Genomic DNA, 19,166 nt, shown 5'->3' on the forward strand with positions numbered 1-19,166 from the left:
ATGATTTCCTGAAACGACTTTAAGCGTAGTTCATCTGTCGCGCTTTGCCGGAGCACTTATGTGTAAAAATATGAATGAAGGTGCCAGATACTGACAAAAAAGAGGGCAGATCAACGATCTGCCCTCTTTTGTCGGGAGCGTTAAGCTCCCGTGCTGCCAGTGATATTCTGCATAAGACTCAGGGTATCAATGGTAGCCTTCGTCCGGCTTGATCTTGCCGCGGAACACATAGTAGCTCCAGAAGGTATAGACCAGAATCACCGGAATAATCAGCAGACCACCGACTAACATAAAGCCCTGACTCTGCGGCGGGGAGGCGGCATCCCAGATGGTGATGGAAGGGGGAATGATATACGGCCAGATACTGATACCCAGTCCGGTAAAGCCCAGGAATACCAGCGCCAGGGTCAGCAGGAATGGCGTGTAGTGCGCGTGGCGTTGCAGTGCGCGCCACAGTGCCCAGGATGCCGCCATAACCAGTAAAGGAACCGGTAAAAACCAGAACAGGTTAGGCAGGGTGAACCAGCGTTGCATAATGCTGGTATGTGCCAGCGGTGTCCAGATGCTGACGATGGCCATCACGACCAGCAGGCCGATCAGCAGCGGTTTGGTCAGCGCCGTCATTTTCCTGTGCAGTTCATTCTCGGTCTTCATGATAAGCCATGTGCTACCCAGCAGGGCATAGGCCAGAACCAGACCAACACCGCAGAACAGCGTAAACGGCGTCAACCATGCCAGTGCCGGACCGCTGTACGTACGGTTGGTCACTTCAAAGCCGTTGATAAACGCGCCCAACACCACACCCTGACTGAAGGTTGCCACGTAAGAACCGCCGATAAACGCTTTATCCCAGAACGGACGGTGTTCTTCCGTTGCTTTAAAACGGAACTCAAACGCCACGCCACGGAAAATAAGACCGATCAGCATGATGGTGAGCGGGGCCGCCAGGGCGCTGGTGATCACCGCGTAGGCCAGCGGGAAAGCACCGAACAGTGCAGCCCCCCCGAGGATCAGCCAGGTTTCGTTGCCATCCCATACCGGGGCAACGGTGTTAACCATCATATCGCGCTCAATCGGATCTTTATTGAACGGGAACAGGATACCGATACCCAGATCGAAACCATCCATGATGATATACATCAGGGTGGCGAAGATGATGATAGTAAACCAGATAATTGAGAGATCGATGCCCACCTTACTTCTCCTCCTGCGGCGAATGTAATTTTTCCTGCACCGCAGACAGCGGGCGAGACGGAGTATGTGATGTGCCTGGGCCGCCTTCTGGCGTATGGTCACCTTCACCGGCCTGCGGGCCTTTCTTAATCAGGTTCGCCAGATAGCTGTAGCCGACGCCAAAGACGGCGCAGTACACCAGCAGGAACGCGATCAGGCTGATGCTCATTTGCAGCGTGCTGTGCAGCGATACGGCATCACGCGTGCGCAGCAGGCCATAAATAACCCACGGCTGACGGCCAATTTCGGTGGTAATCCAACCCGCCACCAGAGCAATCAGACCGGAAGGCCCCATCAACAGGACAAACCACAGGAAAGGACGAGAAGTATACAGGCGCTGACCGCGACGCATCCACAGGCTGACAACACCCAGCAAAATCATCAGCATACCCAGCGCAACCATCACGCGAAACGACCAGAACACCACGGTGGAGTTAGGACGATCTTCTTTCGGGAAGCTTTTCAGTGCCGGTACCTGTTTATCCAGGCTGTGGGTCAGGATCAGGCTACCGAGGTAAGGAATCTCCAGCGCGTACTTGGTACGCTCTTCTTTCATATCCGGGATGCCGAACAGGATCAGCGGGGTCGCTTCTCCCGGAGGATTCTCCCAGTGACCTTCAATCGCCGCGATTTTTGCAGGCTGATGTTCCAGCGTATTCAGGCCGTGGGCATCGCCAATCATTGCCTGAATCGGCGAGACGATCAGTGCCATCCACAGAGACATCGACAGCATTTTACGCACCGCTGGCGTATCGTTTTTACGCAGCAGATGCCATGCGGCAGAGGCACCCACAAAGAAGGCAGTCACCAGGAAAGCGGCGACGGACATATGCAGCAGGCGATAAGGGAAGGACGGGTTGAAGATAATTTTGAACCAGTCCACCGGTATCACAATGCCGTTTTCCAGCGCGTAACCTTGCGGCGTCTGCATCCAGCTATTGGAGGCCAGGATCCAGAAGGTGGAGATAATCGTGCCCAGCGCGACCATACAGGTCGCGAAGAAGTGCAGGCCACGGCTGACACGGTTCCAGCCAAACAGCATCACCCCGAGGAAGCCAGCTTCAAGGAAGAATGCGGTAAGCACTTCGTAGGTCAGGAGCGGGCCGGTAATACTGCCTGCAAACTGCGAAAATCCTGCCCAGTTGGTCCCAAACTGATAGGCCATCACCAGACCCGATACCACCCCCATACCGAAGTTAACGGCAAAGATTTTTGACCAAAAATGATAAAGGTCGCGATAGACCTCATTTTTGCTTTTCAGCCACAGACCTTCGAGCACGGCGAGAAAACTGGCCAGGCCAATGGTGATGGCGGGAAAGAGAATGTGGAAGGCTACGGTGAAACCAAACTGTATCCTCGCCAGATGGAACGCATCTAATCCGAACATTGCTTACCTCGATCTAACATGAACAACTGCCTTTTATTTTTTTACCCACGGTTAACAAATAGGTGACATATAGCAAAAAAGAAAATGTGTCAGCCGGGGGACTTCTCATCGGAGATTTGATCCTAAGACCAAAGCAGGTGAAGAAGTAGCAACAGTAATAGTGAACTGGCCTATAACAGTAACGATTATTACGAGTAATTGTTTCGTCAACAGGTTAAATCAACGGAAGATAATGTTAATGCAGGATAGAAGAATGATGCTCATATGTGAAAATGCTGTATCTTTCTGTCGTAAAAGCATTTCTTTCGTTGGTGCGTCGGCGGGGTTCGTCAGGTGACTATCGTTATTCTGCGTTGAAAACCTCTGGTGAGGCGTACATCCAATATAGCTAACAGGGCTATAAAAAAGGATGTTTACGCATCATTATTATAATAACCCTATAGTTTTTCATGACTTATGAATAATATGTAGATTTAATGTTATTATTTGGTTCTATTAATTTTAAATGACCTTTTCCCACTATTTCGATTGGCTTATCAATCCCTCTGCATGACCAATCGTCTCTCTCCTCCCTGTAAATGTTAAGGGTGTAATACACATAAATATGTAAATTGAATTATTTAGTTACAAATTTCTGGCGTTTTTATCGCCGATCGTTGCGGCGAATCAAGAAATCGTCTGAATAATGATGCTTGTGGTGAGTGGGTGCCGTGCGTGCTATAACCAAAAAAACGTTGTCAGCCTCGGGAGTCAAATGGATACCTTTATGATGTTGTTACCCGTATATGTTGCCTATCTGCTGGGCACGGCCAGCCCTGGCCCGAGCAATATGGCGATTATGGGTGTCGCGATGCGCCAGGGGCGCCGCCCGGCATTGATGCTGGCGGCGGGTGTGATCACGGGGTCACTGTGCTGGGCGCTGCTGGTTGCGACCGGTTTATCCACGCTGCTGCTGGCTTACGCTCAGGCTATTGTGGTGATCAAAGTGGTGGGGGGCTTCTATTTGCTTTTGCTGGCGTGGAAAGCGGCACGGAGTGCTGCCCGTCGTGGGGAAGACAGCGTTGTACCGCTGGCGGCAGGGGGGGCAGCCGCTTCCCTCTACCGCCGTGGTTTGCTGCTGCATCTGGGAAATCCAAAGGCGATTCTGGTGTGGACGGCGATAATGTCATTGGGGATTCACCCGGATGCGGCCCCTTCCGTACTGCCGTTGATTGTCGGTGGCTGTGCGTTACTGGGGATAATGGTGTTCAGCAGCTACGCGCTGTTGTTCTCCACCCCGGCGATGAGCCGGGGGTATCAGAAATGCCGCCGCAGTATTGAAGGCATTTTCGCGCTGTTTTTCACGGCGGCGGGCGTGAAGCTGCTGTTTTCACGTTAACCGTACGCCGGGCCTCCGGCGTGCCTTATGCCTGAGGTTGATAACCGGCCAGTTCACTGTCCGGCATTCCGGCATCACGCGCCGCCTGACAAATCTGCTGCCAGCTATTGGCATCAATCGGAATACCGTGCAGGCGGCGTTCGGCGCGCTGTGCTTCCTCCCACTCACCCGGGATCAGGATTGCATTGTCACCCGCCTGCGGTGAGGCTTTCGTCCAGGCAATAAAGGCTTCCGCTTCCTGCTGCATGTCCGGTGCGTCAAATGCTGCCGGGTCAAGTACTACGGTGGTCATGCAGTTAAAGATAGCGTCACTGGTATTTTTCAGTGACTGTGGGTGGGTCGTTTGGCCACCGGAAAGCGCCCCGCCGAGGATTTCGCACATCACCGCCAGCGCATAGCCTTTATGCAGGCCAAAGGCCAGAAGGGAACCAAATGGCGCTTCATGCATCACCGCAGGGTCAATGTCCGGCTTCCCTTGATGATCGATCAGATAGCCAGGCGGGACGTTGACACCTTTATTCCAGGCAACGCGGGTTTTACCGTAAGCAATGCCGCTGGTGGCGAAATCAAGCAGCAGCGGTGGCTGGCCGGGGCGCGGGAAGATGGCGCAAAATGGGTTGGTCCCGAAGCGGCGGTCACTGCCGTTAAACGGCGCAACCATCGGATCGCCAACAACGTTGACGAAATGAAAGGAGATAAAACCGGCGCGTGCGCACTGCTCCGCCCAGTGACCAATGCGCCCAATATGGTGCGAGTTCCGCAATGCGATGGCACACATTCCCAGCTTCTGGGTACGTGCAATCGCCAGATCCATCGCTTCAGCGGCCATCACCTGGCCAAAGCCCTGGCCGCCGTCGACGGTGAGCACCGCCCCGGCGTCTTTAGCGATCCTGAGCTGCTGGTTCTGCTGCAGATGTCCCTGGGATTTTGAGAGCATATAACTTGGGATCATCCCAACGCCGTGAGAATCATGCCCGGCAAGGTTCGCTGCCACCAAATGCTCGGCGACGCGTTGCGCTTCCTGCTTGCTGCTGCCTGCGTGCTGCCACAGACTCTGCACCATCTGCTGTAAAATAGTGTGATTAATGTAAATGTCACCCTGAATCTGGTTCATTTTTTTTCCTTAAAATAATGAAGGTTACTGCTTATTTTTAAACGAATAATTGGTTTTTGTCCGTTTAATTTTTCTGCACGCCAGGCTTCTTTTTCGATGAATATCGCGACATCCCTGTTCGATATATTGCTAATTTCATCGGTTGCTAAGTATACTATTGCATTGATATGTATTGACTTTTTTAACTAAAGCCAAATTTTCTTTGCTCGGACAGACGCCGCCTGGGGTAAAACAGCCGTATGGAAAGTGAACACACAGAACCCACCAGCACTAACAGTATTCCTTTACTGGATCTGTCTGCGATTTCGCGCGAGATGCTGCTGCTGGGTAAACGGCTGGCAGATACCAAATATAAGATTGATATGCTGGGGAAAGTCGGCTGGGGTGAGCTGACGGCTAACCTGCACGGTCTGGAAGCTAGCGGCGAATGGAATGGCCCGGACGATGCGCTGACTTTTTTCAGTAAGATTTTTCCCTTTGCGATCCTGCCTTCAGAAACTGAGCCGATGGGGATCTATCAGGTGCCGACCGAGCGGGTGATTGGCCGAAGCTGGCGCTGGTGGCCCGACCACCTTAGCGGTAACAGCGAAGAGAAATTGCGTGAGCATCTGAACGGCCCCAATGCTGCCGAGAGTACCTCTTACTATTTTATTTCCGCACTGGCTGTGCTGTTGGCGGTACAGGGACAGAGCAGGGTGAATTATTGCCGACAACGGCATATTCCGCTTATTACGGCGCGGGTAACGTATCTTTCCTACCCGCCCGCTGACCGTTTCAAGCTCTACCATGTTACCCGTGGCAACACCCGGCAGAGCTGGATAGTGCTGAATGATCGCTATTTACAGGCGATTCAGTGGCCGCGTATTACGCTGCCGGCACTGAGCAGTTATGGAGTGCATAGCGCCGTCTGGCCTCAGACGTTTCCCTCCACGGAACGAATTTTCGACGAGTTACATCATCCTCAACCCGCCGAGGATTTTGTCGCACCCTGCGTGGATTTACAGGCGCTGCAACAAAAAATAGAAGTGGAAGAACAGGAAGCGCTGCTGGCGGCTAAGCCGGTGAAAATGGCGCTGAGCGATATGGATATCGTGAATCTCTGGCCGGTGACGATGACCCTGACGTTCTTTTTCCTGCTCTCGCTGGTGGCAGCGGGCGTGACGGCGGGCGGGGGTTGGTTAGGTCTGATTAGTCTGGTGATCTGCGGGATGTCCGGCGCGCTGCTGCTGCTGCTCGCTGCACCTGTTTTCCTTGTGCGACAGAGTTTACGCAGCCGCAACAAAAAGGAGAGGGAAGAGTCGGCCACTTCTGTGCCAGAAGAGAACCCGGCATCCCCGCCAGCCGTATAAAAAAGCCCACGTAAAGTGGGCAACTAAAGCTATTCATCTGACTTTGCCATAATAATTACGGCAATAAATCATCGCACTAATCCCACAATAAATATAAGTGATTATACAGATCGATCTTTAGTGATCGATCGGAAAAACCGATTGATAGTCAAAATGTGAAGCAGGCGATACAAAGATAGAGCGAAATCGCACAATGCGCTTCTAAGTGGCGTCAATAACAGCCTAATGCGGTTGTTCAAATCCTGCTTTAACCATCTGTTCGCGCAGGGCACTGGTGATAACCCGGTTGCCCCCCGTGACCGGAAAGATCACGTTATTGATCACATCATCCAGATAGTGCTCATTAAATTCATGTGCGGTCAGCTGACCACCACCTTCATCGTTGATCGCAATCGATCCTTTAATATGATCGCCCGCATTCTTCGCGGTCAAACTGTAACGACCCATGCTGGTATTTATCGTGCTCATAAGATCTCCTTGTAACATTTTCAGGGGGAAAGGGTAGCAAGTGAGTCCATAAAATGACCTGAATAAGTCTAGCCAGGCTGCGCGCGATCCTCTAAGTCCTGAGCGTAAAGAAGTGAAAGATCGTGAGCGTGGTCGCTAAATTTTTTGCATGTTGCAGGGCATTATCTGTCCGTCGTTAACCCGCGAGGGTGACGTCAAGTTCAAGCGTAGCCAGTTCCTGACGTGCAGCGGCAGGCAGGTGTGGGTCAGTGATGATGCTGTCAAACTGTGTCAGTGGCAGGGCAAGAAAGGTGGCAATTTTGTTGTACTTTGAGCTATCGGCCAGCAGTACACGTTTTCGGCTGACTTCACTGACGGCGCGTTTAACGGCGATTTTTTCTTCATCCGGGGTAAAGGTGCCACGCATTCCCCAGCATGAGGCGGAGATAAATGCGATGTCTACGGACAGGCCACGCAGCGCCTGAGCAGCAGCATCCCCTACGCAGGAGCGGTTGTCGCGGCACAGTGTACCGCCAGTGTGGATCATCCGGCACTGGCTGGTGTCGATCAGGAAATTGGCAATCACAAAATCGTTGGTGATGATCAGCAGGTCATCACGGATGCCCAATTCGCGTGCCAGGGCCAGCGTGGTGGTGCCGGCATCCAGGTAGATGCAGCTGTTACGCGGGATATGGCGGGCGGCGGCGGCACCAATGGTCTGTTTTTCAAGGCTGAACATACTGGTTTTATCCAGATGCGTCGGCTCGCTGGAGAGGCGTTCTGTGGAACGGACACCGCCTGACACCAGTAACACGGCTCCCTGTTCTTCCAGCTTTTGCAGATCGCGGCGAATGGTCATGTGCGATACGGCCAGACGTTCAGTCAGTTCAGCAATGCTCACGACTCCCCGCTCTTGTACCAGCGTTAATATTTGTTGATGTCGTTCTACCGGGATCATCATTATTCCTGTTGAGAGGGGAGTTGGCTTGACCAGAGTGTAAAGGAGCGTACCCGGCGTCTGCACCACAATTTTTATCAATTTATCACGGAAAGAAGACGTTTTCCTTCCCATATATCGATGGTTTTGTTTTTATCTTTATGAATTTAAATGAGTATTTTTATATCACGGTTATCGTGCTGCGGTGTTAATTCTTGTTATTCCTTCCTTTTTTACGGTTAATTGTTGTGATGCACGTCACCAAAAGTGCCGATAAAAGCGCCTATACTTCACATATCAAAACAAATAATCACCAAAATTAACACGGAGTGCGTATGTCTAAGGCAACATCAATGTCGGTTTGTGTCGTCGGCCTCGGTTCTATGGGGATGGGAGCTGCGCAGTCCTGTATCAAAGCGGGCCTGAAAACCTGGGGCGTGGATCTTAACCCACAGGCTCTGCAAACACTGCGCGACAGCGGTGCGCAGGCGGCGGAGAACTCGGCCAATGACTTTGCAGCCCAGCTTGATGCGGTGCTGCTGCTGGTGGTGAATGCCGCCCAGGTGAAACAGATTTTGTTTGCGGAGCACGGACTGGCGTCACGCTTAACACCCGGCACCGTGGTGATGGTTTCTTCGACGATCTCTGCGCAGGATGCACAGGCGATTGAACAGCAGCTGGCCGCACACCAGTTAATTATGCTCGATGCACCGGTATCCGGTGGGGCAGCGAAAGCGGCAACCGGTGAAATGACCGTGATGGCCTCCGGTAGTGATGAGGCATTTGATCGGTTACAGCCCGTGCTGGACGCGGTAGCGGGAAAAGTGTATCGCATTGGCAGCGAGATTGGTCTTGGTTCGACAGTGAAGATCATTCACCAGTTGCTCGCCGGTGTTCATATTGCCGCAGGCGCAGAAGCGATGGCACTGGCCGCCCGCGCCGGTATTCCACTGGATACCATGTATGACGTGGTGACCAACGCCGCGGGCAACTCCTGGATGTTTGAAAACCGTATGCGTCATGTGGTTGACGGCGATTATTCACCGAAATCGGCGGTCGATATTTTTGTTAAAGATCTCGGCCTGGTTGCTGACACGGCGAAAGCGCTGCATTTCCCACTGCCGCTGGCGTCCACGGCATTCAATATGTTTACCTCCGCCAGTAACGCGGGCTTTGGCCGCGAAGATGACAGCGCAGTGATTAAGATTTTCAGCGGCATTACGCTGCCCGTAAAACAGGAGCAGAAATAATGCGTCTGGGGGTGATTGCGGATGATTTTACCGGGGCGACGGATATTGCCAGTTTCCTGGTACAGAACGGCATGTCTACCGTGCAGGTCAATGGCGTGCCAGCAGGGCCACTATCGTCGCAGGCTGATGCCATTGTTGTCAGTCTGAAGTCGCGCTCCTGTGCAGCGGAGAAAGCGGTGGCTGATTCGTTACAGGCGCTTGCCTGGTTACAGCAGCAGGGGTGCGAACGTTTTTATTTTAAATACTGCTCCACTTTTGACAGTACCGCACAGGGGAATATTGGCCCGGTCACCGATGCGCTGCTGGCGGCACTGGGTGAGTCACAAACCATTATCTCTCCGTCACTGCCGGTGAATGGTCGCACGGTGTATCAGGGGCATCTTTTTGTCATGGATCAGCTGCTGTCAGATTCCGGTATGCGTCATCACCCTGTAACGCCGATGACCGACAGCAATCTGTTAAGGCTGATGGAAGCGCAGGCCAGCGGTAAGGCGGGATTGATTAACAGTCAGACGCTGGATCAGGGCGCCGATGCAGTGCGTCAGGCGCTGGAGGAACTGGCACAGCAGGGCGTGCAGTATGTAGTGCTGGATGCGCTGAATGAGCAGCATCTGCTGACCCAGGGAGAAGCGCTGCGCGATCGCCGCCTGGTGACGGGCGGCTCAGGGCTGGCAATCGGCCTGGCGCGCCAGTGGGCCAGTGCCGGGCACGATAGTGCGCGTGCTCAGGCCGCGGGTGCGCCGCAGGGCCAGCGCGCAGTGGTGCTGTCTGGTTCCTGCTCGACCATGACCAACCGCCAGGTGGCGCGTTATCGCCAGCAGGCTGCAGCCGCGGCGATTGATGTGGAACGTGCGCTGCATGAGCGCGACCGTTACGCCAGCGAACTGTGCGACTGGGTGGTGCAGCACGAATCGGATGCACTGGCCCCGTTGTTGTTCGCGACCTCAGACCCGGAAACCCTGCAACGTATTCAGCAGCAGTATGGCGCCGCGCACAGCAGTGAAGCCGTTGAGCAGTTGTTTGCCGCTGTGGTGCGTGAGCTGCAACAGCGTGGCTGGCAGCGTTTTATCGTGGCAGGAGGGGAAACCTCCGGCGTAGTAGCGCAGACGTTAGGCATTGATGCATTTCATATCGGCCCGGTGATTTCGCCAGGCGTGCCCTGGGTGCGCGCCCTCGGGCAGCCCGTTTCGCTGGCGCTGAAATCCGGTAATTTCGGCGATGAAAACTTTTTTGCCCGCGCACAAACGGAGTTCGTAGTATGACTGAACAACAAGCACGTGAAGAGATGGTCCGGCTGGGCGCTTCGTTTTTCCAGCGTGGCTATGCCACGGGCTCAGCCGGGAATCTGTCTATGCGACTGGAAGATGGTACGTTGCTGGCGACGCCCACCGGCTCCTGCCTGGGTGAGCTGGTCGCAGAAAGGCTATCGAAAGTGACCCCGGAAGGAGAGTGGATTGGCGGTGATAAACCGTCGAAAGAGATCAGCTTTCATCGCGCTATTTATCTGAATAATCCGGCATGTGGGGCGATTGTTCACCTGCACTGCCTGTATCTTACTGCGCTCTCCTGCCTGGAAGGGCTGGACACGAAAAACTGTATTCGCCCATTCACGCCGTATGTGGTGATGCGCGTGGGCGATGTCCCCGTGGTGCCTTATTATCGCCCGGGCGATGAGCGCCTGGGAGAGGACCTGGCGAAACTGGCCCCGCACTACAAGGCGTTTCTGCTGGCGAATCATGGTCCGGTGGTGGTGGGGAAAACCCTGCGTGAAGCCGCTGATAATACCGAAGAACTGGAAGAGACTGCCCGACTGATCTTTACGCTGGGCGACCGCCCGATTCGTTATCTTAATGATGACGAAGTGGCTGAATTACGGAGCTGAACATGCCTAAATTTGCTGCCAATCTGTCCACCCTGTTTAACGAACTGCCATTTTTGGCGCGTTTTGATGCCGCAGCTGAAGCTGGTTTTCATGGGGTAGAGTTTCTTTTTCCCTATGATTACGACGCCGATACGTTAAAGCAGGCGTTAACCCGCAATCATCTGGAACTGGTGCTGTTCAATACGGCGCCCGGTAATACAGCGGCGGGTGAGTGGGGGGTTTCTGCAATCCCCGGCCGTGAAGTGGATGCCCGCAAAGATATCGATCGGGCGCTGGAGTATGCGCTGACGCTGAACTGCCGCCAGGTTCATATCATGGCGTCAGTGGTGCCGGAAGGGGCTGACCGTGAGGCTTACTGCCGCACTTTCATCGATAACGTGCGCTATGCCGCAGAGCGCTTTGCTCCGCATGGCGTGCGTGTTTTGCTGGAAGCGTTGAATCCAAAGACGAAACCCAATTATCTCTATTCCAGCCAGTATCAGGTGCTGGATATCATCAAACGTATCGACCGCCCAGGCGTGTTCAGCCAGCTCGATCTGTTCCATGCGCAGTTGGTAGATGGCAACCTGAGCCATCTGATTACTGACTATATCGGGCAGTATCAGCATATCCAGATTGCTTCCGCACCGGATCGTCATGAACCGGACGAGGGTGAAATTAACTATCCGTGGCTGTTCGATCTGCTCGATCGTAGCGGATATAGCGGCTGGATTGGCTGCGAGTATTTCCCGCGCACCACCACGCTGGAAGGACTGGGCTGGTTTAACGCCTTTAAATAACAGGACCTGTTGTGATGAACGCTGCGTGTTCTGGCGCGCAGCGCTGGCTTTTTGCTGCCTGAATCAGGCGGTAAAGCCGGGGAAAATGAAATAAAACGGTGCTGTAGAGCACTGCGTAAAAAATAAAACCCTACGAGGCTGCAAAGATGTCTACTGCCCTGTTATTAACCATTGCTGTTGCCAGCGTGCTGATCCTGCTGCTGCTGGTGATTAAAGCCAAAGTTCATCCGTTTGTTGCTCTGCTGGTCGTCAGCCTGTTAGTGGCGATCTCGACCGGTATACCTGCCGATAACATTATGAAGGTGATTGTTTCCGGTATGGGCGGGCTGCTCGGCTCGATTACCATTATTATCGTGCTGGGCGCCATGCTGGGTGCGATCATTGAATCGTCCGGCGGAGCGGAGTCGCTGGCACAGCGCTTTACCCATACGCTGGGAGTCAAACGCACCGTCGCTGCACTGACTATGGCGGCGTTTATCCTCGGGATTCCAGTCTTCTTCGAAGTCGGGTTCATTATTGTTATCCCGCTGATTTACGGTTTCACCAAAGTGGCGCGCGTCTCTCCGTTAAAATATGGTTTGCCGATGGCGGGGGTGATGTTAACCGTGCACGTCGCATTGCCTACTCATCCGGGGGCAGCGGCAGCGGCGGGGTTGTTAGGGTCTGATATGGGCTGGTTGATGTTGCTGGGTATCGCGGTATCGATTCCGGTCGGTGTGGTGGGTTATTTTGTCGCGAAAGTGATGAACCGCCGTCAGTATCATTTATCGCTGGACGTCCTGGAGCAGCTTCAACTGGCGAAACCGGAAAGTAGCCCGCGTCAGAATCAGGAATTGCCACCGGGTGCCTGGATGATTTCATCGCTCATTGTGGTGCCGATTGTCCTGATTGTGGTGGGTACACTGGCACATAGCGTGCTGCCGGAAGGCAACAGCCTGCGTCAGTTCCTGACGCTGGTGGGGACGCCGGCCATTGCATTACTGATCGCACTGGCGCTTTCTGCCTGGTTGCTCGGTCTGCGCCGTGGCTGGAGCAAAGAAAAGCTCAGCGAATTGCTGGACCGCGCTATTCCGAGTTCAGCAGGGGTGATTCTGGTAGCAGGTGCAGGGGGCGCGTTTGGTAAGGTGTTGGTGGAATCAGGCGTCGGTAAAGCATTGGCACTGTCGCTGGAAACTATCCATCTGCCGTTGATTCCGGCTGCTTTTATTCTGTCGCTGGCACTGCGTGCCTCGCAGGGATCGGCGACCGTTGCCATTCTGACGACCAGTGGCCTGCTGACGCAGGCGGTCACCGGGTTAAGTGATACACAACTGGTGCTGGTCACCCTGTCTGCCTGCTTCGGTGGCCTGGGGCTGTCGCATGTGAATGATGCCGGATTCTGGGTGGTGACGCGTTATCTTGGCCTGTCGGTCGCCGACGGTCTGAGAACCTGGACCGTGCTGACAACGGCGATGGGATTGACCGGTTTTGCGCTGGTATGGATGCTGTCTCTGGTGCTGTAGTGTTTGTCTGATCGGTTTCACCAAGCGAAGAATCAATCTTCTTCTATACTTAAGTCACTACGTTGTAGTGACTTTTTTTATGAGAAGAGGGCATGGAATGAAAATTATTCTCTGGATTATTGCGATCATCTTTATTGTCGGTCTGCTGACTATTACCGGTGTATTCAAGCTTATTTTCTAACGGTATGTGGATAAGCATTATTCCGTTTTAACACGGCGGTCAGCAGTTTGCTGGCCCCGTACTCAACGTCATTCCGTCAACATCAGCCGCGTAAGGGTTTATCCGTAAAGTAGCATACGGCATGCTTATCGCCTTTTTTCGCTGGCCATACTGAAACCGATTCCGCAGAACGGATGCAGACATCATGTGGATTCAGACGCTTATGACAGACTGCACAAGCAGCCCCGTGATATTCAGTACTATCATTACGCGTCGTGAATATAAATTTTGAACTTCCGCACCTGCCACACCTTAGCATTTTCACAACCTCTACTCTTCCTGAGTGCTATTCAATGAGAATTATCTTATCAAAAATTCCGAGGAGATCTATAAATAATATTCATTAATTAGCTTTGTGAATTAACGGCTAATAGTATGATTTTTGTAGTTTTTACGGTTTTTTTATCAGTTTTTTCGAATTATTGAGGATAAAAACAGTCATTTCATTCACTGTACAATGATTTTCATCAAGTAAACTTCACCGAATTTTTACTGATTGATTAGCGTTGTGAAGGTTTTTTTCACTTTTTGGAAAGATTACTGCTGAAGTTTACGAGTTTTCCTGGTGTGATATTTTCTCAGCTGAATTATATTTTTTCTTACCTACACCGATGTTTTATAATGTGAAATAACGGGAATGCTCTTTTTACTGATGGGATATATTTCGGTGATTAATGGAGTGTTTAAGTGCTTTGTTTATAATTATTACCAGAACGGGTAATACATTTGGTCAGGGTTTCTGACTAACGTTGAGGATGTTGCATACAGCGATCATCCAGGGAGCAGTGAATTTATCGTGAACACAAAACCGGCCTTATTACTTTCAACCCTGCTCGGTGGGCTGACTCTGAGCAGCGCGCATGCGGCAACTCTCGGAGATGGGATTGCTGATACCTGGCATTCCTTCAGTGATAACGTTAGCCAGACATGGAATGAACCACAAACTGTCGATCTCTATGTCCCTGCTATTACCTGGCATAACCGCTGGACTTACGACAAAGAGAAAACGGACCGCTACAATGAACGTCCCTGGGGCGCGGGTGGCGGTGTTTCACGTTATGACGAAAAGGGTAACTGGAATGGCATCTATCTGATGGTGTTTAAGGACTCTTATAATAAGTGGGAACCGATTGGCGGTTATGGCTGGGAGAAAACCTGGCGACCGCTTAATGACCCTGACTTCCGCCTTGGCCTGGGGTATACCGCCGGGGTAACAATGCGTGATAACTGGAACTACATCCCGATCCCACTGGTGCTGCCGCTGGCCTCAGTCGGCTATGGGCCTGCAACTTTCCAGATGACTTACATTCCAGGAACTTACAATAACGGCAATGTTTTCTTCGCCTGGCTGCGCTGGCAGTTTTAATCTCCGGGGTTTGTCGTAAAAATGATGTCGGGTAAAAAAAGGCGATATTTATCACTTTTTCGTCCTCGGCTACTGGACAAAAGCCTTGGCAATTGCTGTACTAACCCCCGACACAGTTTAGTGTCCATTTTTCATGTAAAGGTAATATAGATGTCTAAGATCAAAGGTAGCGTTAAGTGGTTTAATGAGTCCAAAGGATTCGGTTTCATTACTCCTGAAGATGGTAGCAAAGACGTGTTCGTACACTTCTCTGCCATCCAGAGCAATGGTTTCAAAACTCTGGCTGAAGGTCAGCGCGTAGAGTTCGAAATCACCAACGGTGCCAAAGGCCCATCTGCTGCTAACGTTGCCGCTATTTAAGTTATCAGACAGAATTTTTAAAAACCCGCCAATGGCGGGTTTTTTTTCGCCTGCGATCCGGGGGCACAGTATGTCTCTACGTGTTGAAATACTGCATTAGCCAGGCAACAGTCGCAGTACAGGCCAGCAGGACGGCAAGATACTCATTTTTGTGGCGGGGAAGAAGGTTCATGGCGATCATCTCTGTTGGCTGAATGATGACCAGTGTGCCGTGCGATTATTAAGGAAACATTAAAATAGGGGGTTGCACGCCATAATTAAGGGGATCCTTACACGAATTAGCTTTTGTAACATTACCCTGTGATCTGGCTCCTTGCAGGGACTGCCTTGCTACAGCTATAAACATAGGCAGAAGTTTTCACCTGTTCACCCGGCTTGTTGGCATATTGCGGAGAATGACCATGAATATTCGTCTGGCTGAATCGAAAGATGCTTTTGCCCTCAGCGCATTGTTAACAGAACTGGGCTATGCGGATACCGCGCCTTTTATTGAACGCAGGCTGGCTCAACTGATGATCGACGAGACTGAACAACTTCTTATTGCCGAACAGGGAAATACGGTATTGGGGTTTCTGTCGTTGCATTTTATTCCACAGCTTGCGTTGGCAGGGGATTTTGCCCGTATCAGCTATTTCTGCATTGCCGAAGGTGAGCGCAGCAAAGGGGCCGGGCAGCAGCTGTTACAACATGCTGAGCAGTTGGCAATGGAGCGTGGCTGTGACCGGGTCGAGGTACACTGCCATGAGCGTCGTGAAAAGGCGAATGCGTTTTACGCGCGCGAGGGTTACCAGGAATCACCACGCTACCACATCAAAGATTTGACCTGACCGCCCCAGGAGCATAACGATGACGATGAAAGTGGCATTAGGACAGTTCGCCGTGAGCCGTGAGTGGCAAGATAACGCCGATATCTGCATTGGCTTAATGGCTCAGGCAGAGCAGCAGGGAGCAAGACTGCTGGTGCTGCCAGAAGGGGTGCTGGCGCGTGATATTACCGACCCGGACCTGGTGCTAAAAGCGGCGCAGCCGCTTGATGGCCCGTTCCTCAGCCAGGTCCTGGCCGCCAGTCGGGCGAATACGCTGACGACGATGATGACGGTGCACGTACCGACGGCGGATGGACGGGCGCTGAATGCGCTGGTGGCGATCCGTAACGGTGAGATTATTGCCCGTTACGACAAACTGCATCTGTATGACGCCTTTGCGATGCAGGAGTCGCGCAATGTCACGGCGGGCAATAATGTCCCTTCGCTGGTGGATGTGGACGGGTTGAAGGTCGGGTTGATGACCTGTTATGACGTCCGCTTCCCTGAGCTGGCACGTCGCCTGGCGCTGGACGGTGCTGACCTGTTGGTACTGCCTGCTGCCTGGGTGAAAGGGCCGCTGAAAGAGATGCACTGGGAGGTGCTGGTGACCGCCCGAGCGCTGGAGAATACCTGTTATGTGGTCGCGGTGGGTGAGTGCGGCCCGCGTAATATCGGCAATAGCCTGGTGGTTGACCCGCTCGGTGTGGCGATTGCCAAAGCCGCAGAAGGCGCGGCACTGGTGTTTGCCGAGGTCGACCCACAGCGTATTGCCGATGCACGCCGTGCATTGCCGGTATTAGAGAATCGTCGCTTTGCCCGCCCTGAACTTGATTGTGGGAAGACTCAGTAATGAAATAACACGCTATTGCGCTGATGCTGGGGACGTTAAATCTGGTCAGCCACGCTGCGCCAATACAGCGCATATTCTGTTACAGATTGCAGTTGTAATTTCACGCCATCAGCGCGTTAATACTCGCCTGTTACCGACCGTTGTGACGGTCAGATAAATGAAAGAAGGTAAGTATGGAAGGTCTCAGTCTTGGCAAATTGCTGATCGTTGGCGCGTTAATCGTCCTGTTATTCGGAACCAAAAAACTGCGCACCCTGGGAGGGGATTTAGGTTCGGCCATAAAGGGATTTAAGAAGGCGATGAATGACGATGATTCTTCTGCGCAGAAAGCCTCGTCAGAAGAGAAAAACGCCGGACAGATCTCTCACAAAGAGTAATTCTGCTCAAAAAAAACGGATGACATTGTCATCCGTTTTTTTTGCTCCGGGCAGAAGGATTACTTTACTTCCAACCCTTTCGCCTGCAGATCAGCATGGTATGACGAACGTACGAACGGGCCACAGGCTGCATGGGTGAAGCCCATATCCATTGCGGCTTCTTTCATTTCGTCGAACTCAGCAGGGCTCACATAGCGCTGTACGGGTAAATGGTGGCGGCTTGGCGACAGATATTGCCCGAGGGTCAGCATGGTCACGCCATGGCGACGCAGATCACGCATCACTTCAACGATTTCTGCATTAGTTTCACCCAATCCCACCATCAGGCCTGACTTGGTTGGAACGTCCGGGTGAGCTTCTTTAAAGCGCTCCAGCAATTTCAGTGACCAGTCATAGTTAGCACCCGGACGTACCTGGCGGTAAACGCGCGGCACGTTTTCCAGGTTGTGGTTAAACACATCCGGTGGTGTATCAATCAGAATTTCCAGTGCGCGGTCCATACGACCACGGAAATCAGGCACCAGCGTTTCGATTTTAATCGCAGGGCTTTTTTCACGGATAGCACGGATACAGTCAGCAAAGTGCTGTGCTCCGCCATCGCGTAGGTCATCACGGTCAACCGAGGTGATCACCACGTAGCGCAGTGCCATATCCGCGATGGTCTGTGCCAGTTTGCCGGGTTCATTGGCATCAGGTGTTACCGGGCGGCCGTGGGCCACATCGCAGAACGGGCAGCGGCGTGTACAGATGGCGCCCAGAATCATAAAGGTGGCCGTGCCGTGGTTAAAACATTCAGACAGGTTAGGGCAGGAAGCCTCTTCGCAAACGGAATGCAGACCATTTTTACGCATCGCGGCTTTGATGCCCTGAATACGGCTGGAATCGGCAGGAAGTTTAATACGCATCCAGTCTGGCTTACGTAAAATCTCCGTACGCTCGGTCATCACGGTTTTCACCGGGATCAATGCCATTTTGTCTGCGTCGCGGTATTTTACACCGCGTTCCATCACGATCGGTTTACTCATATTCTTGCAGGTTCCAGGTTGGATTGCGGCAATCTATTCGTATACAAAACAGCCGCTAACACTCAATGAGTTGGTGATTTTCAACTTTTTTTGATAAAGCGCAAAAATTATATCATCTCCTCGCAGCAGATTCAGCCTGACTGTGCGAGAAAGCGTTGCAGAATTGTAAAGCAACATACGTATTTGCCCCCTATCTTAGCGGGAGTTCCGTACTTTCGCTCCAGGAAACGTCAGTTATTGCCAGTTGAAGAGCAAAATTTTTGATCAGCAACGGCTGGATATCGGCAGGTGTCGCAGAGGCAGTGAGTGCCGCCAGCTGTGTCATCTCCATTCCGGCATAGCCGCAGGGGTTAATGCGCAGGAAAGGGGTTAAATCCATATCAATATTCAGCGCAAGGCCGTGAAAGGAGCAGCCATTGCGGATCCGCAGCCCTAATGAGCAGATTTTTTTGCCGTCAACATAGACACCCGGGGCATCGGGGCGCGCATTGGCGGTCACGGAAAAATGCGCCAGTGTATCGATCACCGTTTGTTCAAGGGCGGTAACCAGCTGGCGTACGCCCGTTTTACGACGCTTCAGATTCACCATCACATACATGATCTGCTGACCGGGGCCATGATAAGTCACCTGGCCGCCACGATCGCTCTGCATGACTGGAATGTCGCCGGGCATTAACAGGTGTTCACTTTTTCCTGCCTGCCCCTGAGTAAACACCGGGGGGTGTTCCACCAGCCAGATCTCGTCCGGCGTATTATCGTCACGCTGGTCGGTGAACTGATGCATGGCGAGAGAAACAGGCGCCCAGGGCTGCATGCCGAGTTGGCGGATAATCAGGCTAGTGTGAGGCAAAACGGACAATCCGGTTGGGTAACGAGGGGAACAGTATAACGTTGGCACAGGGCA

The 19,166-nt window shown here is 52.6% G+C and carries 20 protein-coding genes; 13 read left to right on the forward strand and 7 right to left on the reverse strand.

The genetic code is table 11. The features are described from left to right. Positions 1 to 186: 186 nt before the first annotated feature. Together cydB and FVB43_RS13010 are read right to left on the reverse strand one after the other, a co-directional pair. Positions 187 to 1,194 (reverse strand): cytochrome d ubiquinol oxidase subunit II, encoded by a 1,008-nt coding sequence (gene cydB / locus FVB43_RS13005; protein WP_133845632.1) that lies wholly within the window; start codon positions 1,192 to 1,194, stop codon positions 187 to 189. Position 1,195: 1 nt separating this feature from the next. Further along, positions 1,196 to 2,620 carry a cytochrome ubiquinol oxidase subunit I gene (locus FVB43_RS13010; protein WP_133845630.1) on the reverse strand — a complete coding sequence of 475 codons (1,425 nt, stop codon included), beginning with the start codon at positions 2,618 to 2,620 and terminating at the stop codon, positions 1,196 to 1,198. 754 nt (positions 2,621 to 3,374) lie between these two features. On the opposite strand from FVB43_RS13010, the gene FVB43_RS13015 reads away from it, so the two are divergent. Continuing rightward, positions 3,375 to 3,998: a LysE family translocator gene (locus FVB43_RS13015; RefSeq protein WP_197931286.1), complete on the forward strand. Its 624-nt coding sequence runs from the start codon at positions 3,375 to 3,377 to the stop codon at positions 3,996 to 3,998. Positions 3,999 to 4,023: 25 nt separating this feature from the next. Here the strand turns inward: FVB43_RS13015 and FVB43_RS13020 are convergent, their stop codons facing one another. Further along, positions 4,024 to 5,112, reverse strand: coding sequence for a malate/lactate/ureidoglycolate dehydrogenase (locus tag FVB43_RS13020; RefSeq protein ID WP_159337447.1), 1,089 nt, complete (start codon positions 5,110 to 5,112; stop codon positions 4,024 to 4,026). A gap of 239 nt (positions 5,113 to 5,351) precedes the next feature. Here FVB43_RS13020 and FVB43_RS13025 point away from each other — a divergent pair, with 239 nt between their 5' ends. After that, positions 5,352 to 6,461 carry a hypothetical protein gene (locus FVB43_RS13025; protein ID WP_238337072.1) on the forward strand — a complete coding sequence of 370 codons (1,110 nt, stop codon included), beginning with the start codon at positions 5,352 to 5,354 and terminating at the stop codon, positions 6,459 to 6,461. Between the two features lie 222 nt (positions 6,462 to 6,683). On the opposite strand, the gene FVB43_RS13030 is transcribed toward FVB43_RS13025, so the two are convergent. Together FVB43_RS13030 and ygbI are read right to left on the reverse strand one after the other, a co-directional pair. Beyond that, complete coding sequence (locus FVB43_RS13030) at positions 6,684 to 6,929, reverse strand: hypothetical protein (protein WP_133845626.1); 246 nt, start codon at positions 6,927 to 6,929, stop codon at positions 6,684 to 6,686. 175 nt (positions 6,930 to 7,104) lie between these two features. Further along, positions 7,105 to 7,866 (reverse strand): DNA-binding transcriptional repressor YgbI, encoded by a 762-nt coding sequence (ygbI, locus tag FVB43_RS13035; RefSeq protein WP_167864164.1) that lies wholly within the window; start codon positions 7,864 to 7,866, stop codon positions 7,105 to 7,107. Positions 7,867 to 8,180: 314 nt separating this feature from the next. On the opposite strand from ygbI, the gene ltnD reads away from it, so the two are divergent. The 11 genes from ltnD (at position 8,181) to tatE (ending at position 17,237) form a co-directional block, all read left to right on the forward strand. Further along, positions 8,181 to 9,095 carry an L-threonate dehydrogenase gene (gene ltnD, locus FVB43_RS13040; RefSeq protein WP_133845624.1) on the forward strand — a complete coding sequence of 305 codons (915 nt, stop codon included), beginning with the start codon at positions 8,181 to 8,183 and terminating at the stop codon, positions 9,093 to 9,095. Continuing rightward, positions 9,095 to 10,357 (forward strand): 3-oxo-tetronate kinase, encoded by a 1,263-nt coding sequence (gene otnK, locus FVB43_RS13045; RefSeq protein WP_133845622.1) that lies wholly within the window; start codon positions 9,095 to 9,097, stop codon positions 10,355 to 10,357. The genes ltnD and otnK overlap by 1 nt, the downstream gene beginning before the upstream one ends. Continuing rightward, the gene (gene otnC / locus FVB43_RS13050) at positions 10,354 to 10,977 is read left to right on the forward strand and encodes a 3-oxo-tetronate 4-phosphate decarboxylase (protein ID WP_159337445.1); all 624 of its coding nucleotides are present in this window, start codon (positions 10,354 to 10,356) and stop codon (positions 10,975 to 10,977) included. The genes otnK and otnC overlap by 4 nt, the downstream gene beginning before the upstream one ends. Positions 10,978 to 10,979: 2 nt before the next feature. Continuing rightward, positions 10,980 to 11,756, forward strand: coding sequence for an HPr family phosphocarrier protein (locus tag FVB43_RS13055; RefSeq protein ID WP_167864126.1), 777 nt, complete (start codon positions 10,980 to 10,982; stop codon positions 11,754 to 11,756). 146 nt (positions 11,757 to 11,902) lie between these two features. Then, a complete protein-coding gene (locus FVB43_RS13060) occupies positions 11,903 to 13,258 on the forward strand; it encodes a GntP family transporter (protein ID WP_133845616.1) in 1,356 nt (451 codons plus the stop codon). Between the two features lie 97 nt (positions 13,259 to 13,355). Further along, the gene (locus FVB43_RS24950) at positions 13,356 to 13,439 is read left to right on the forward strand and encodes a small membrane protein YohP (protein WP_017346848.1); all 84 of its coding nucleotides are present in this window, start codon (positions 13,356 to 13,358) and stop codon (positions 13,437 to 13,439) included. 835 nt (positions 13,440 to 14,274) lie between these two features. Then, positions 14,275 to 14,844, forward strand: coding sequence for a lipid IV(A) palmitoyltransferase PagP (gene pagP, locus FVB43_RS13065; RefSeq protein ID WP_133845614.1), 570 nt, complete (start codon positions 14,275 to 14,277; stop codon positions 14,842 to 14,844). 150 nt (positions 14,845 to 14,994) lie between these two features. After that, positions 14,995 to 15,204 carry a transcription antiterminator/RNA stability regulator CspE gene (gene cspE, locus FVB43_RS13070; RefSeq protein WP_004156612.1) on the forward strand — a complete coding sequence of 70 codons (210 nt, stop codon included), beginning with the start codon at positions 14,995 to 14,997 and terminating at the stop codon, positions 15,202 to 15,204. A gap of 401 nt (positions 15,205 to 15,605) precedes the next feature. Then, complete coding sequence (locus FVB43_RS13075) at positions 15,606 to 16,031, forward strand: GNAT family N-acetyltransferase (RefSeq protein WP_133845612.1); 426 nt, start codon at positions 15,606 to 15,608, stop codon at positions 16,029 to 16,031. Between the two features lie 25 nt (positions 16,032 to 16,056). Continuing rightward, positions 16,057 to 16,860 (forward strand): deaminated glutathione amidase, encoded by an 804-nt coding sequence (locus tag FVB43_RS13080; RefSeq protein WP_167864165.1) that lies wholly within the window; start codon positions 16,057 to 16,059, stop codon positions 16,858 to 16,860. A 173-nt stretch (positions 16,861 to 17,033) separates the two neighbouring features. Continuing rightward, positions 17,034 to 17,237 carry a twin-arginine translocase subunit TatE gene (gene tatE, locus FVB43_RS13085; protein ID WP_133845610.1) on the forward strand — a complete coding sequence of 68 codons (204 nt, stop codon included), beginning with the start codon at positions 17,034 to 17,036 and terminating at the stop codon, positions 17,235 to 17,237. Positions 17,238 to 17,296: 59 nt separating this feature from the next. Here the strand turns inward: tatE and lipA are convergent, their stop codons facing one another. Both lipA and lipB read right to left on the reverse strand, forming a co-directional pair. Further along, positions 17,297 to 18,262 carry a lipoyl synthase gene (gene lipA, locus FVB43_RS13090; RefSeq protein ID WP_133845608.1) on the reverse strand — a complete coding sequence of 322 codons (966 nt, stop codon included), beginning with the start codon at positions 18,260 to 18,262 and terminating at the stop codon, positions 17,297 to 17,299. Positions 18,263 to 18,452: 190 nt separating this feature from the next. After that, positions 18,453 to 19,121, reverse strand: a complete 669-nt coding sequence (lipB, locus tag FVB43_RS13095) for a lipoyl(octanoyl) transferase LipB (protein ID WP_420361217.1) — start codon at positions 19,119 to 19,121, stop codon at positions 18,453 to 18,455. Between the last annotated feature and the right edge of the window lie 45 nt (positions 19,122 to 19,166).

Origin of the sequence: Erwinia rhapontici (genome assembly GCF_012271765.1) — a bacterium.
Taxonomy (GTDB): domain Bacteria; phylum Pseudomonadota; class Gammaproteobacteria; order Enterobacterales; family Enterobacteriaceae; genus Erwinia; species Erwinia rhapontici.